Below are 15107 nucleotides of genomic sequence, written 5' to 3' on the forward strand. Positions count from 1 at the left end.
ACCGAACAGTAACGTCCGGACGGCGGAGGCGGAACGGCTCTGACGGCTTGTGGCGCGTAGGGGTGAGGCGACCACCGCGATGGCTGATGAGGGGCCCGCCAGATCCATCAAATACATTTGATGTATTCTGGGCGGATGATGCCTTCGGGTCGCACCACCCCGGCGTTTGTGCATCTGGCCGCGCACCCGCTGCGCTGGCGCCTGCTCACCGAACTGGCCGCAAGCGACTACCGGGTCCGTGAGCTGGTGGAGCGGGTCGGCCAGCCGCAGAACCTGGTCTCCTACCATCTGCGGCTGCTGCGCGGTGGCGGGCTGGTCACCACCCGGCGCAGCAGTTTCGACGCCCGGGACGGCTACTACCACCTGGACCTGGAACGCTGCGCGCAGGCGCTCGCCGACGCCGGTGGCGCCCTGCACCCGGCGCTGGGTTTCCACCCGACCCCGCCCGCACCGGCACCCACACAACCAACCGCCGTGCTGTTCGCCTGCACCGGAAACAGCAGCCGCTCACCCATGGCCGAGGCGCTGCTCCGGCATCACACCGACGGCCGTATCGAGGTGACGAGCGCCGGCAGCCACCCCAAGCCCGATTTCCATCCGCACGCCGTACGGGCCCTGCGCGAGCACCACGGCATCGACATCGCGGCCCGGCGCCCCCGTCACCTGGACGCACTGGCCGATCACCGCTTCGACTACGTGATCACCCTGTGCGACAAGGTCCGCGAGGTCTGCCCCGACTTCGGCAGCCGGCCGCGGCTCGTCCACTGGAGCCTGCCCGACCCCGCCGCAGCCGACGGCCCTCACCGGGCCGACTACCCCGCTTTCGTCCATACGGCAGCAGAGATCGACACTCGCATCCGCTTCCTGCTGCCGCAGCTCGCCCGCACGCCCAAGGAGGTCAAGTCGTGACCACGCCAGAGCAGTTCGCCAGCGTCCGTTACGTCGTCGACGACGTCCAGGCCGCCGTCGACTTCTACACCACTCACCTGGGTTTCACCCTCCGCAGCCATCCGGCCCCCGCCTTCGCCGACGTGACACGCGGGCCGCTGCGGCTGCTGCTGTCCGGCCCGGCCAGCTCGGGCGCCCGCGTCACCCCCAGCGGTGCCGGGGCCGGCCGCAACCGCATCCACCTGATCGTCTACGACCTCGACAAGGAGATCGACCGGCTGCGCGACGCGGGCCTGTCCTTCAGCAGCGATGTGGTCAGCGGCCCCGGCGGCCGTCAGATCCTGCTCACCGACCCCGCGGACAACCTCATCGAACTCTTCGAACCCGCCCACTAGGGCGGGGCGGAGGCGGCTCCGGGCGGTCGCCACAGCTTTCCCACAGGCCACTTCTGGTTGCGTGCAAAGCATTGACGTGCCCGTACCTCACCCTTACCTTCTGATCGATTCACCGAACTTCGTTCGAAATATCGAATATAGACTGTGTACGAGGGAGAGCCGCCCGTGACTACACGCCCCCCTGCCCCGTCCCGCCGCGCTCTCCTGCGCGCGATGGCCGCCCTGCCCGCCACGGCCCTCGTGCTGGGCGAACTGCCGGGCCTGCTCGGCACGGCGTCGGCCGCCGCACCGGCCAGTGGCTCCGCCACCCGCTACACCATCGTCCCGTTCCTCAACAGCAACGACGGCACGGTCAACGTCTACCAGTCCGACGACGCCACGGACTTCCGCCTCGTCAAGGCCTCCGCCTACACCCCGCCGAGCAACAGAATCCGCGACGCGAGCGTCTTCAAGCACACGGACGGCTACTACTACATCACCTACACCACGCACACCTGGCAGGACGTCAGCACGACCATCGGCTTCGCGCGCAGCTCCGACCGGGCCAACTGGACGTTCCTGTACGACTACACGGTGCCGATCACCAACCTGTCCCGGGCCTGGGCGCCGGAGTGGTTCGTCGACAGCGACGGCAGCGTCAACGTCATCGTGTCCTGCTCGCCCACCAGCGACGAGTGGATCTTCACCCCGTACGTCCTGAAGGCCACCAACTCGTCCCTGACGGCGTGGAGTTCACCGGTCGCCCTGTCCGGCATCGGCTCGAACCACATCGACACGTACATCGTGAAGGTAGGCTCGACGTACCACGCGTTCACGAAGAACGAGACGGCCAAGTACATCGAGTACGGCACGGCGTCGAGCCTGACCGGGCCCTACACCATCTCGAAGACCGGCGACTGGGCCGGCTGGGGCAGCTACCGCGAGGGCCCGTCCGTCATCCAGCTCGACAACGGCGGCTGGCGCATCTTCTTCGACGGCTACGGCGACGGCAACTACTACTACAGCGACAGCTACGACACGTTCGCGACCTGGACCGCCCCGAAGGCCCTGCCCACCATCTCCGGCACGGCGCGCCACTTCACGGTCATCAAGGAGACGGTGTCGGGCGGCCCGACCCTCTCGAAGAACGTCACCCGCTCCTTCCAGTCGGCGAACTACACGACGCGTTACTGGCAGGAGCAGTCCTCTCTCCTCAACCTCCCCGTGGTGACGAGCTCCAGCACGAGCGCGGAGAAGACGGCGTCGACGTTCACGGTCGTGGCGGGCCTGGCCGACTCCAACGGCTTCTCGTTCAGGGACGCGTCCGGGAACTACCTGCGGCACTACAACTTCCGGGGCCGCTTCGACGCGAACGACGGCACGTCGACGTTCGCGAAGGACGCGACGTTCATTGCGCGGACGGGTTCGGCGAGCGGCTCGATCCGTTGGGAGTCGTACAACTATCCCGGCTACTACCTGCGGCACTACAACTACCAACTGGTGGTGAACGCGACGGACGGGACGGATCTGTTCCGGCAGGACAGTTCGTTCGTGCCGGTGGCTGCCTGGGCCTGAGCTGCACCGCTGCTGAGCTGGGAAGGAGCGATGGCGCTAACGGAGTAGTTCCCTCCAGTTCCCTGGATTTCCCGGGAGTCCCCGGCCAAGTGTGCACTAAATGTGCGACGATCTTGCCGGTCGGATGGCGCACCTTGGCTGGCAGCGAGCGTTGGCCGGACGGGAAGTCCAGGGGGCGAGTGCTGCCTGTGAGGGCGGGATGAAGCGTCGCGAAGAGGCGACGGAGCTCCTCCCCAGTCGACGGGCAATGGATCTCGAAGCGTGGGTGCGACCCCTGTGCGCACTGGTTGTCGCGGGGGTCGCCGCCTATGCGTCATACGTTCATCAGCGGGAGTTCGCCCGGCAAGGGGGAGCGGATCCCGTCAGTGCCTCGCTGTGGCCGCTGTCCGTGGACGGTCTGCTGCTCTTGGCTACGGCCGGCCTTTTGAAGAACTCGGAGTCGGTGACGCGTCGCGCTCGCTGGGCGGTACGGTCGGCCTTCCTGTTGGGGATTGCCGTCTCGCTGGCCGCGAACGTTGCCGCGGCGCCGGCTGTGGAATGGAAACCGGTGCTGGTCGCAGGGTGGCCTCCGGTAGCTCTATTGCTCTCGGTCGAACTGTTGGTGCACCGTCCGGCAGACCTAACCAAGGACGGCGCAGCCCATCTGGAGCGAGGGCAGGAAGCGGATGACGCGACTACCGCCGACGGGCCTGGTGATCTCCTGTTGCAGAAGGCTCGCACGCTTGACGCCCGCCACTGGGAAGAGCATCGGCGCCCCGCTTCGGCGGAAACGATCCGCAAGGAGCTACACATCGGCGCTGCCCGGTCAAGACACCTTGCTGCTCTCGTCAGGAACGTTTCCGAGGCCTCTGCGAGGTCTGCCGAACTAGGAGAGGCGGAGGGGCGACGTCGTTTTGAATGAGCGACGCAAGTACCAACATCTTCTTCTTCTGCTGGTGGTACAGCGTTGCGAGGCATTTGACCTGCGGAAATGGGCTTGGAGGAGATGGGGGTGGCTGCCTGGCCCGCGAATGATCCGGGCCTTGGTTCCCTGGCCGCGTCGAAACGGAGCTTCCTACGGGGGGGAGTAGTTGTCCAGCCGGTCGAAGCCGACCCTGGAAAGTTGGTCGGGCCGGTGGGCCTGCTCCGAGGATGCCAAGGCCAGTAGACAGGAGTCATCCGCGGGGGCTTCTGCATGACCGAGACCCCCGGTGGGTCTCGGCGTCGTACGGCCGGCGCCGGGCGGACGCTTCAGAGGGGGTTGTCGATGGGCTGTTCAGCCCAGATTGTCTTCCCGTTCCGGCCGTATCGACAGCCCCAGCGCGAGGTGAGCTGAGCGACGAGGAACAAGCCGCGTCCTCCCTCGTCGGTAGTGCGGGCACGCCGCAGCCGAGGCTGGGTGTTGCTGGGGTCGGTCACCTCGCAGACCAGCACGTCGTGGCGGAGCAGTCGCAGGCCCACCGGTCCGCCCGCGTAGCGGACCGCGTTGGTCACCAGTTCGCTGACGATGAGCTCGGTGGCGAAAACAAGATCCTGCAGCCCCCACGCGGTGAGTTGGCGGGCTGTCTGCTTGCGGGCTTCGGCGACCACGGCGGGATCAGCCCGGAACTCCCACAGAGCGGTTGCCTCCTTCGGGATCGACCGTGTGCGGGCCAGCAGAAGGGCCATGTCGTCGCGCCGCGGCTGGACCGCGAGGTCGGCGAGCAGCGCCTGGCCGACCTCCACCAGGTCGGCTTCCGGACCGGATGACACGGCGAGACGGGTGGTCAGCCTTCGCAGGGCGTCGTCGAGGTCCCGGCTGTCCCGTTCCATGAGGCCGTCTGTGTAGAGGGCGAGGATGCTACCGGGCTCGATGTCGATGGTGGTCGTCTCGTACGGCATGCCGCCGACGGTGAGCGGAGCCCCGGGGGAGATTGCGACGATGTGCACGGTCCCGTCGGGCCGGATGACGACGGGTGGAGGGTGACCGGCGCTGGCCATGGTGCAGCGCCCGGTGACCGGGTCGTAGACCGCGTACAGGCAGGTGGCCCCGATGCCGTCCTGCTCCGCGGGCGGCGCCTCCGCAGCGAGGCGATTGACGAGGTCCGCGATGCGTGTGAGCACTTCTTCGGGTTCCAGTTCGAGGTCTGCCAGAGTCTGGATGGCGGCACGCAGCCGCCCCATGCCGGCGCTCGCGTGCATGCCGTGGCCGACCACGTCGCCGATGACGAGGGCGACCCTGAGCGAGGGCAGCGCCAGAGCGTCGAACCAGTCCCCACCGATGTCAACTCCGTCACCTGCGGGGAGATAGGCGCCTGCGGTCTCGGCCGCGGGGGTGTCGGTGGTGGCCGGCGGAAGCATACGTTCCTGCAGCGCGACCGCCGCACGGTGCTCACGCGTGTACCGTCGGGCGTTGTCGAGGGCGAGCGCGGCGCGCGAGGCGACCTCGGTCAACAGGTCCGCGTCCTCCTGGGTGAAGGGATCGGACCGGTCGATGCGCCAGACGGTCACGTCGCCCAGCAGGAAGCCGCGCGCCCAGAGAGGGGCCAGCATCACCCAGCGGAAGGACTTGGGCAGGAGAAGCTCGACCAGCTCGGGGTCTCCGAGCATGGCGGTGAGTTCGTCACGTCCGAGGGTGACTGTGATGCCCTGCTGGAGGCCGCGCAGCAGAGGGCTGTCGGGGACCGGCGGAAGCTCGTCACCGAGGTCGATGCCGGTCAGCGGGCCGACCGTGGCGGGCGCCAGCGCGGCATGGCGCAGATGAAGATCTCCCCCGCCCAGCCCGCGCGGGGGGTCGGTGCCGTCGAACACGGCCTGCGCCAGTTCGACCCCCGCGAGGTCACCGAGGGTCGGAACGAGCACGTCCGCCAGATCCTGTGCGGTGCGCCGAACGTCCAGAGAGCCCCCGACGCGTACGGCCGCCTCGTGGGACAGTTCCAGCCGCCGACGGGCGAGCATTTGCTCGGTTGTTTCCATGAACATCACCGCCACCCAGTGGGGTTGACCTGGGAGTTCTGCAGCCGGAAGACGTAGCGCGAGAGGCCTCGCCAGGGTGCCGGGCCGTGCCGTAGTCGTACCCGACGCTCGCCGTCGACCGCTGGGGTGCCGGTTTCCGGAACCGGGCGAAGCACCGGCTCGACGCCCTTGGCGTCATCCCAGGACACCACATCGTCTGCCTGGTTGGCGATCGGGACGCCGGGGCCGCCCGTGACCCCGGACGACGCGCTGGTCTGCACGATTGCCACGTCGGTGTCGTGCAGAGCGATCCCGGTGCTGTGCTGGGAAGCAAGCACGTCGAGGGGTGCGACGCTCCGCTCGCGGTCGATCACAACCTGTGTGGGGGTGGCCGCAGGGCTTGCAGGTGGTGACTCCGTCGGCGCCGCCGCCGAGTCGGGCCGGCACACAATCACGCCGGTGACGTCGGCTGCGGCGGCAGGCAAGCCGTCGAAGGCGAACGGCTGGTCTTGTGCTTGGGGAAAGGGCATGACCCTATGTCCGCTCTGAAACAGGTTGAGCTCTATCACGGTAGTCATTTTTCATGTCGGTCGCGGGCCATGGGCCCTGGCCTGTCGGCGGCGGAGCCTGCAGCGGCGGTCCTCGCCGATGCGGGCCTTCCGGGGCTGCGTTCAGTTCTTCAGGTGCTCGACGACGGCGTCGGCGACAGCGCGCATGCCCTCCGCGGTCGGGTGGAACGGTGTCACTTTCCCGAGATGACGGAGCCGGTCCGGCAGGCCGCACACCCAAGGATCCGCCGACCCCAGCTCATGCCCGCAGCTGCGATCCCTCATCCGCACGAGCTCCGCGTCCGACCGGGATGCGGCGGCCTCGAAGACCTGGGCGACCGTCTCTCCCAGCCGCCTCAGGGCGTCGATGTCGGCCTCGTCGAACGGTGCCGCACGGCTGGGACGGGCCCCGGGCCCGATGACGGTCAGGTAGTCGACGAGGAGGATTCGGGCGCCGGGTTGCACTGCGAACCCTTCGGGGCAGCACGAAGTATGCGCCTCATGCGTTGCCGGGTCATCGAGTCGCCGATCGTCCGTCGGCACGGCTGTCCGCCGCGCACGGGTACCCGTGTGTGTCAGTCGTTCTCGCCGATGGGCGTGCCGTCCGCGCTCTCGCCCACGTGGGGGCCGCACATCCGGTTGAACGCCTCCACCAGCACGGTCATGTCGACGCTCGGGTCCAGGAGCCACTGCAGCTGGATGCCGTCGGACACCGCGAGCAGCAATCGTGCCATGAGCTCGGAGTCGACGTCCTCGCGGATGCGCTGCTCCTGTTTCCCGTGGTCCAGGCCGTTCTGGATCTGGGCGCTCAGCTCGGTGTACCGCCGCTTGAAGAATGCGTGGGCGGGATGCTCCGGGTCCGATGCGGCGGCCGACAGGTTCACGAACAGGTCGACCAGACCCGGTTGCCGGGCATTGTGACCGACGGTCCGGGCCACCGCCTCGCCCGGCGACATCACATCGACGACCGCTTCGGTGTCCAGGGCGTCCCGCTCGGCCAGCACGGCCAGCAGCAGGTCCTCCCGGGAATCGAAGTAGTGCAGCACACCCGCCTGGGACATACCCACGCGGTCGGCGATCTCCTTGAGCGACGAGCCGCGCTCGCCCTGCTCGCTGTAGACCTCCAGAGCCGCCCGCAGAATCTGCTTGCGGCGCTCCAGTCCCTTGCGGTACGGGCCTCTCGGTTTGCGTGGTGTGCTCACGGTCAGACCGTACTTCACTCATGGGCGTGTGGGTCGGCCGGGGCGCCGATCGTGATCATGACGGGCGGGGTGCGGCGGCGGTCAGCCGCAGATCGGCCACGGAGCGCCCCACACGTATGCGGTGCGGCCCGGTGCGCGGAACCCACCCGGCCGCACCCCAGATGCTGAGGGTCTCGGCCGGCACGGTGATCGAGGCCATCACCACCTCACTGGCCCCCGCCTCGACCGCGGCGAAACCGATGAGACGTTGTGGCTCGTCGCCCGCCGGGTCCAGGTACGCCTGGACGACCTCGCGGCCCGCGCGGCCGCCCGTGTTGCGGACCGTGACGCGGATCGAGAGCCCGCGCTCGATGTCGCCGGTCACGGCGAAGTCCTCGTAGTCCCAGGTCGTGTACGACAGCCCGTGCCCGAAGGGGAAGAGGGGCGCGGTGCCGCGGGCGGTGTAGGCGCGGTAGCCGATCAGGCCGCCCTCCGAGTAGTCCAGCGTGCCGTCCACCGGCCGTGTGGACAGGACCGGTACGTCGGCTTCGGCGGCGGGGAAGGTGGTGGGCAGCCGACCGCCGGGCTCGGTGCCGGTGAGGACGTCGGCGATGGCGTCTGCGCCCTCCTGGCCGGGGAACCACGACCAGAGCAGGGCGGCGGGCCGCTCGGCCCAGGGGAGGACGAAGGGGGAGCCGGCGTTGACGACGACGGCGGTGCGCGGGTTGGCGGCACAGACTTGCTCGACGAGTTCGTCCTGTCGGCCCCGCAGGGTGAGTGTCGTTCGGTCGACGTTCTCGGCCTCGGTGTCGGAGTCGCTGCCGACCATCAGCACGACGGCGTCCGCTTCCGCCGCGGCGGTGACGGCCGCTTCCAGCTCCTCCTCGTCGGTGCCGCGGGGGACGTCGTAGCCGAGGCCGAGCAGGGTGACGGGGTAGGGGAGGTTCCGCTGCGGACGGACACTCAGCATGATGTCCGTCTCGCCGCGGACGGCGGGGAAGGCGAAAGTGTGTGACGGCGGGTTGAGCAGCAGGGCGGCGATGTCGTCGCCCTCCTGGAGTTGCTCGTGGGTCAGTGGTTCGTGCCCGGGGACACGCAGGGTGAAGTGACCGGTGCCGATGACGGAAAGCCGGTGGGTGCCGGAGTCCCGCAGTCCGAGACGCGTGCGGACGGTCAGTTCCGCCACTCCGGGGCCGAGGACGATCGGGAACCACCAGTTCGCCGGATCCTTGTGCTCGTCGGAGACGAGGTTGCCGTCGGCGTCCAGGTAGTCCAGCCGGACACCGGGCTCCCCGGTGACGGGGTCGGTGGCCGTCCCGCCGTCGAGCGGCAGGAGCTTGGTGTGCGGGAAGACGCCCGGGTGGACGGTGATCTCGATGTCTTCGCCCAGCGCCCGGCGCAGTCCGTCGAGTGGGGTGACCACGTGTTCCGGTGTGACCTGGGCGCTGCCACCGCCCTGGGTGGCGAAGCGCACCGCGTTGGGGCCGATGAGGGCCACCTTGCGCAGTGTGCCGGGGCGCAGCGGCAGCAGTCCGTCGTTGCGCAGCAGGACGGACCCTTGGACCGCCAGTTGCCGCATGCGGGAGCGGACGTTCGAGGGAACCGGGATGTGTCCGGGGCCGGCCGCCTCGTCGAGGGCGCCGACCCTGGCCGCCAGCCGCAGGATGCGGCGGACCTTGTCGTCGATCACGGCCGGCGGCACGGCGCCCTGCTCCACAGCTGCGATCAGCGCGTCGCCCCACGGCCCGTCCGGGCCCGGCATCACCAGGTCGAGTCCCGCCACGGCGGACGCCTCGGTCGTCCTGGCGGCCTGCCAGTCGGACACCACCACGCCGTCGAAGCCCCACTCCTGTTTGAGCACCTCCGTCAGCAGCCGGCCGTTCTCGGTCATGGTCGTGCCGTTGACGGAGTTGTAGGCGGCCATCACGGCCCAGACGTCGGCCTCGCGGACGGCGGCCTCGAAGGGCGGCAGATAGACCTCCCGCAGGGTCTTCTCGTCGATCCGGGCGTCGTACGTCATGCGTTGGGTCTCGGAGTCGTTGCCCACGAAGTGTTTGACGGTGGCGGCGACCCCAGTCGACTGCACGCCCCTGATGAAACCGACCGTGACACGGGCGGTCAGGTGCGGGTCCTCGGAGTAGCACTCGAAGTGCCGGCCGCCCAACGGGGAGCGGTGGAGGTTGACGGTGGGGGCGAGGAGGACATGGACGCCGATCTCCCGCGCCTTGAGGCCCATCAGCCGACCGGTCTCGTACGCGGTGTCCTCGTCCCAGGTCGCGGCGAGGGAGCTCGGGCTGGGGAAGAGGAGCGCGGGCGGGGTGTCGCCTCCGAAGGAGGGGCCGCGGGGGCCCACGGGCCCGTCGGACAGGGTGAGGGAAGCGAGGCCGGCGGCGGCGACCGGTGTCAGGGTCCAGGCGTCGCCGCCGGTGAGCAGGGTCACCTTCTCTTTGAGGGACATGGCGTCGAGGCGCCGGGTGAGGTCCGCTTCGTCCACCGTCTGCCGACGGGTCATGGGCCGTTCCTGCCTTCCTGGCGGGTGTGGGGGAGCCGGGGCCGCCGCGACGGGGCAGTAGTCGGGCGGCGGCCCCGGAGCGGGTGAGTGCTCAGGCGGCCACGGCCTCGCCCGCCTCGACGTCCTCGGCGCGCTTGAGCCGCGGGATGAGGGCGACGGTCAGCAGTCCGACCACTGCCATGGCCGCGCCGAACAGCATGGCGTTCTTGTAGCCGGCGTCGTGGTAGAAGCGGGTGCCCTGGGCCACCGTGCTGTCCTTGGCGAGGATCACGTAGACGATCTGGGTGACGATGGTCGTCAGCACGCCCTGGGCCAGGCTCTGCAGGCCGTTGGCGGTCGCCTGCTCCTCGGGGCTGACCGCCTCGATGATCAGGACCGGGATGGAGGACACCATCAGGCCCATGGCGATCGCGGAGAAGACGCCCAGCAGCATCAGCTGGGTGCTGTTGTAGTGCCAGCTCCGCTGGAGCACGAACCCGACGGCGGCGAACGCGGCACCGAGCGCCAGCGGCAGGCGGGCGTCGACCTTGCGCAGTGCCACACCGGTCCCGAAGCCGACGACGAGGATCAGGATGCTGGCCGGGATGCCGATGACCGCGTAGTGCGTGGCGGTCATGCCGAGACCGTCGGAGACCGTGGGGATCTTCGGGTAGAGCACCAGCAGCTGGCCGATGATGCCGGTTCCGAAGATGGTCGCGCCGACCAGCGCGGTGGCCAGGAAGACGGACCAGACGCCACGGCGGGAGGCCATCGTCAGGTCGAACAGCGGGTGGGCGCCCTTGAGGTCGGTGACGATGTAGAGCAGGACCGCCGCGACACCGCCGAACATGTAGGCCAGGGTGCCCGCGTCGGTCCAGCCCCACTCGCCGCCCTTGCCGATGCCGTAGGTGAGGGCCGCCGCGCCGCCGCCGAGGAGGAGGCCGCCCAGCCAGTTCACCTTGGTCCGCTCCACGCGGTGCGGGGTCTCCGGAACCAGCGTGAGCAGGAGCAGCAGGCCGATGGCCGTGGCGATGGCCAGCGACCACATGACGCCCCGCCACCCGAAGCTGTCGATGACCCAGCCGGTGAGGAAGGGCCCGCCGATGGCGACGAAGGCGATGCCGCTGCCGATGATGCCGCTGGCCGCACCCACGTGCTTGGGCGGGAAGAGCTCACGGACGGACGCGTAGGCCAGGGCCGCGATGGGCGCGTAGAAGCCGGCGATGCCGCGGCCGATCAGCAGCGTGGCGTAGTTGTTCGCCAAAGCCGCGATGATGTCGCCCGCGAGGCCGATGACGGTGATGACGATCATGACGTTGCGCTTGCCGTAGAAGTCGGAGAGCTTCACGGCGAACGGCGCGACCACGGTGCCGACCAGCGCGTTGACCAGGATGAACCAGCCGATTTCGGTGGTGCGGAAGTGGATCGCCACGGAGGCCTGGGCGTTGCCGCCGAGCAGGCCGGCCAGCGACAGCAGCTGGGTGGGCCACATCAGGGCGAGGGCGATGAGGGCGAAACGGGCGCCCATGCCGGCTCGGGGAGCCTTGGCCGCCGGTGCCGGTGTGGTCGCGGGTGATGGCGAGGGCGTGGTGGAGGAAGACACGGCGATGTGGCCTCTCTTCGGAGGGAGGGTGGTGAGCGGAGGTGGGGCTTTGAGGGACCTCGTCGGGTCGGTGGGGAGGTTCGTACGGGACGAACGACGCGTCCGAGGGTGTGGGCGGATACAGAACGGCGCCCGTCGGTTGGAACCTTTCAACTCCGTGGCGGTCATGGTGGGAGTCGTGCTCCGGTCTGTCAACCCGTCTGGTTCCGGCCGTTCGGCCGTGGCGAGCGGGCGGGCGTGACGTGGGCCGGAGTGCGGCTCCCGCAGGCCTCTGAACCGGTTGGATCCAGAGTCAACGAGAAGTTCACATGGCGGAAACCTAGCTACGTTCGGGATTCGTGGCTAGGGTTTCGCTCATAACTTTTTTGAGTCGTCGTCTGGATCTTCACGGCCACCGCCTCGGGCGGCCCGGGCTCTGACCCACGGGATTTGAATCGATTCAGATCATCGTGGCGACTCATGATGTACACAGGCACACGGTCGTGCCGGCGCGAAAGTGAGGACCACAGGTGAGTCAGGAAACCCTTGACCGGACGGGTGTCGTGAGCGATGTCCGGTTCGAGCACGTGCGTGACGCGCTCGGTCTCGGAACCGCCCGTCCGCGGCTGTCGTGGACCACGCTCACCGAGGCCCGGGACTGGACCCAGACGGCGTACGAGGTCGAGCTGACCGTGCCGGGCGGCGACGGTCCCGCCGTCACGGTGCGGGTCGAGTCGGCCGACTCCGTTCTCGTGCCCTGGCCGTTCGACGCGCTCCCGGCGCGTGGCAGGGCCGACATCCGGGTCCGGGTCACCGGCTCCGACGGCGCGGTCTCCCCCTGGAGCACGCCGGCACCGGTGGAGGCCGGGCTGCTCGCTCCGGACGACTGGTCGGCCGTCTTCGTCACACCGGACTGGGACGAGGACCCGCAGACGGACCAGCCTTCGCCGTTCCTGCGCCGAGAGTTCGAGCTGCGCGTCCCGGTGCGCAGGGCGCGCCTGTACGCCACCGCGCTCGGGGTGTTCGAGGCGGAGATCAACGGCGTCCGCGTCGGCGACGAGGTTCTCGCCCCGGGCTGGACGGCGTACGACAAGCGCCTGCGCTACCGCACCCACGACGTCACCGACCTGCTGCGGCCGGGCCGCAACGCGATCGGCGCGGTCCTCGGGGAGGGATGGTTCCGCGGGCGCATCGGTTTCGACGGCAAGACCCGCGCGGTCTACGGCGACCGGCTCGCCCTGCTGGCCCAGCTGGAGGTGGAGTACACCGACGGCACGACCGAGCGGATCACGACCGACGGCTCGTGGCGTGCGGCGACCGGTCCGGTCCTCTCCTCGGGCATCTACGACGGCGAGGCGTACGACGCCCGGCTGGAGCGCTCCGGCTGGTCGCTGCCCGACCACGACGAGTCGGGCTGGCGCGGGGTGCGCGTCCTGGAACGCGACCTCGGCACCCTCGTGGCGCCCGACGGCCCTCCGGTACGCCGGATCGAGGAGATCGCCCCCGTCTCCGTGACGGCCACCCCCTCCGGCAGGACGCTCCTCGACTTCGGCCAGAACCTCGTGGGCCGGCTGCGGCTGACCGTGACCGGAGCGAGCGGCACCCAGGTCACCCTGCGGCACGCCGAGATCCTGGAGGACGGCGAACTGTGCACCAGACCCCTGCGCACGGCCGCCGCGACCGACACCTACACCCTGCGCGGAGACGGTGAGGAGGTCTTCGAGCCCCGTTTCACCTTCCACGGCTTCCGGTACGCCGAGATCACGGGACAGCCCGACGACTTCGACCCGACCACGGTGCGTGCCGTGGTCCTGCACTCCGACCTGGAGCGCACGGGATCGTTCGAGTGCTCCGACGAACTCGTCGACCGCTTGCACGAGAACGTGGTGTGGGGCATGCGGGGCAACTTCCTCGACGTTCCGACCGACTGTCCGCAGCGTGACGAGCGGCTCGGCTGGACCGGTGACATCCAGGTCTTCTCACCGACCGCCTCCTACCTCTACGACAGTGCCGGCTTCCTCGGCTCCTGGCTCGCCGACCTCGCCGTCGAGCAGAGCGCGGACGGTGTGGTGCCGTTCGTGGTGCCCCGGGTGGGCGTGGCCGGGGCCGACACCCCGACCGCGGCCTGGGGCGACGCGGCCGTGTTCGTGCCCTGGGTGCTCCACGAGCGTTACGGCGACACCGGGGTCCTGGCCGCCCAGTACGGCTCGATGCGGGCCTGGGTGGAGCACGTGGCCTCGCTCGCCGGTGACAGCCGGCTGTGGGACAGCGGCTTCCAGTTCGGTGACTGGCTCGACCCGACGGCCCCCGCCGGGCGGCCCGACGGCGCCGCGACGCCGGGCGAACTGGTCGCCACGGCCTACTTCGCCCGCTCCAGCGAACTCCTCGCCCGCACCGCCGCGATCCTGGGCCACACCGAGGACGCCGAACGCTACCGAGCCCTGGCCGGCGAGGTGAGGACGGCGTTCCAGAGGGAGTACGTCACCGACGCGGGCCGGATGATGTCCGACGCGCCGACCGCGTACGCCCTGGCGATCTGCTTCGAGCTGCTGGACTCCGACGCCCAGCGCGACCGCGCCGGCGAGCGGCTGGCGAGGCTGGTCCGGGGCAACGGACACAAGATCGCCACGGGCTTCGTCGGCACCCCGCTGGTCTGCGACGCCCTGACCCGCACCGGGCACGAGGACACCGCGTACCGGCTGCTCCTCCAGACGGAGTGCCCGTCCTGGCTCTACCCCGTGACCATGGGCGCCACCACGATCTGGGAGCGCTGGGACAGCCTGCTGCCCGAGGGCACCGTCAACCCCAGCGGGATGACCTCCTTCAACCACTACGCCCTGGGCGCCGTCGCCGACTGGCTGCACCGCACCGTCGCCGGTCTGGCCCCCGCCGCCCCCGGCTACCGGCGCCTGCGCATCCAGCCCCGCCCCGGCGGCGGCCTCACCCACGCCGGCGCGAAGCTGCGCACCCCGTACGGCGAGGCGGCGGTCTCCTGGACCCGGACCGGGGCGGAGGTGACGGTCGAGGCGCTGGTGCCGCCCAACACCACCGCCGAGGTCCTCCTGCCGGACGGGGACGAGATCGTCGGGGTCGGCTCGGGCCGGCACAGCTGGACGGTGACGCTCGCTTCCGAGGAGGCCGAACTGCCCCCGCTGTCGGTGGACATGGACGTCGACGCCCTGATGGACCGCGAGGAGGCCGCCCGTGCCTTCAAGGACCTGTTGATCTCCTACATTCCGGAGGCGGCCGAGTTCATCGAGAGCGGGTCGGGGGCCGCCCCCGCCGGGACCACGGTCCGCACGATCGCGGGGATGATCCCGAACGCCGAGAAGTTCCTCGCCGACCTGGAGGCGAAGTTCGCCGAACTGGAGGGCCGCGCCTGACGGCGCCGCCCTCCTGACCGGAGGCAAGCCTCCTGAGCAGGAGGGCGGAGACCGGCGTGGGCAGGGCCCGCGGCGTGCGCACCGACGCCGCCGCGGGCCAGGGGAAGTACGCCCGCGCCGGTTCCCTCTCCAGGGCCCGTACGACATGTCGCGCCGCGCGGTCCTGGCGGAT

The 15107-nt window shown here is 69.9% G+C and carries 11 protein-coding genes; 5 read left to right on the forward strand and 6 right to left on the reverse strand.

The features are described from left to right. The first annotated feature begins 135 nt into the window (after positions 1-135). The 4 genes from ABZ880_RS44695 (at position 136) to ABZ880_RS44710 (ending at position 3738) form a co-directional block, all read left to right on the forward strand. Positions 136-909: an ArsR family transcriptional regulator gene (locus ABZ880_RS44695; protein ID WP_361276184.1), complete on the forward strand. Its 774-nt coding sequence runs from the start codon at positions 136-138 to the stop codon at positions 907-909. Beyond that, the gene (locus ABZ880_RS44700; protein ID WP_361276187.1) at positions 906-1283 is read left to right on the forward strand and encodes a VOC family protein; all 378 of its coding nucleotides are present in this window, start codon (positions 906-908) and stop codon (positions 1281-1283) included. The genes ABZ880_RS44695 and ABZ880_RS44700 overlap by 4 nt, the downstream gene beginning before the upstream one ends. 165 nt (positions 1284-1448) lie before the next feature. Further along, complete coding sequence (locus ABZ880_RS44705; protein ID WP_361276189.1) at positions 1449-2837, forward strand: glycoside hydrolase family 43 protein; 1389 nt, start codon at positions 1449-1451, stop codon at positions 2835-2837. A 247-nt stretch (positions 2838-3084) separates the two neighbouring features. Then, a complete protein-coding gene (locus ABZ880_RS44710) occupies positions 3085-3738 on the forward strand; it encodes a DUF2637 domain-containing protein (RefSeq protein WP_361276192.1) in 654 nt (217 codons plus the stop codon). A 329-nt stretch (positions 3739-4067) separates the two neighbouring features. Here ABZ880_RS44710 and ABZ880_RS44715 read toward each other — a convergent pair whose 3' ends face one another. From ABZ880_RS44715 to ABZ880_RS44740, 6 genes are all read right to left on the reverse strand, one after another. Then, the gene (locus ABZ880_RS44715) at positions 4068-5771 is read right to left on the reverse strand and encodes a SpoIIE family protein phosphatase (protein WP_361276195.1); all 1704 of its coding nucleotides are present in this window, start codon (positions 5769-5771) and stop codon (positions 4068-4070) included. Between the two features lie 5 nt (positions 5772-5776). Further along, positions 5777-6319 (reverse strand): hypothetical protein, encoded by a 543-nt coding sequence (locus tag ABZ880_RS44720; RefSeq protein WP_361276198.1) that lies wholly within the window; start codon positions 6317-6319, stop codon positions 5777-5779. A 102-nt stretch (positions 6320-6421) separates the two neighbouring features. Then, entirely contained in the window at positions 6422-6763 is a 342-nt protein-coding gene (locus ABZ880_RS44725) for a hypothetical protein (RefSeq protein WP_361276200.1), read from the reverse strand. Between the two features lie 110 nt (positions 6764-6873). Continuing rightward, complete coding sequence (locus ABZ880_RS44730) at positions 6874-7500, reverse strand: TetR/AcrR family transcriptional regulator (protein WP_361276203.1); 627 nt, start codon at positions 7498-7500, stop codon at positions 6874-6876. A 55-nt stretch (positions 7501-7555) separates the two neighbouring features. After that, positions 7556-9991 (reverse strand): glycoside hydrolase family 3 C-terminal domain-containing protein, encoded by a 2436-nt coding sequence (locus ABZ880_RS44735; protein WP_361276206.1) that lies wholly within the window; start codon positions 9989-9991, stop codon positions 7556-7558. A gap of 91 nt (positions 9992-10082) precedes the next feature. Next, positions 10083-11573, reverse strand: a complete 1491-nt coding sequence (locus tag ABZ880_RS44740; RefSeq protein ID WP_361276209.1) for an MFS transporter — start codon at positions 11571-11573, stop codon at positions 10083-10085. Between the two features lie 542 nt (positions 11574-12115). Between ABZ880_RS44740 and ABZ880_RS44745 the strand changes: the two genes are divergently transcribed. Continuing rightward, entirely contained in the window at positions 12116-14935 is a 2820-nt protein-coding gene (locus ABZ880_RS44745; RefSeq protein WP_361276212.1) for a glycoside hydrolase family 78 protein, read from the forward strand. Positions 14936-15107: the final 172 nt, after the last annotated feature.

Source organism: Streptomyces sp. NPDC047043, from assembly GCF_040644055.1.
In the GTDB taxonomy this organism is placed as follows: Bacteria; Actinomycetota; Actinomycetes; order Streptomycetales; family Streptomycetaceae; genus Streptomyces.

What these genes read in the sequence shown, in the direction of transcription:
- ABZ880_RS44695 (WP_361276184.1), top strand. Translation starts at nt 136, where the DNA reads ATGATGCCTTCGGGTCGCACCACCCCGGCGTTTGTGCATCTGGCCGCG.
- ABZ880_RS44710 (WP_361276192.1), top strand. Translation starts at nt 3,085, where the DNA reads ATGGATCTCGAAGCGTGGGTGCGACCCCTGTGCGCACTGGTTGTCGCG.
- ABZ880_RS44715 (WP_361276195.1), bottom strand. Translation starts at nt 5,771, where the DNA reads ATGGAAACAACCGAGCAAATGCTCGCCCGTCGGCGGCTGGAACTGTCC.
- ABZ880_RS44735 (WP_361276206.1), bottom strand. Translation starts at nt 9,991, where the DNA reads ATGACCCGTCGGCAGACGGTGGACGAAGCGGACCTCACCCGGCGCCTC.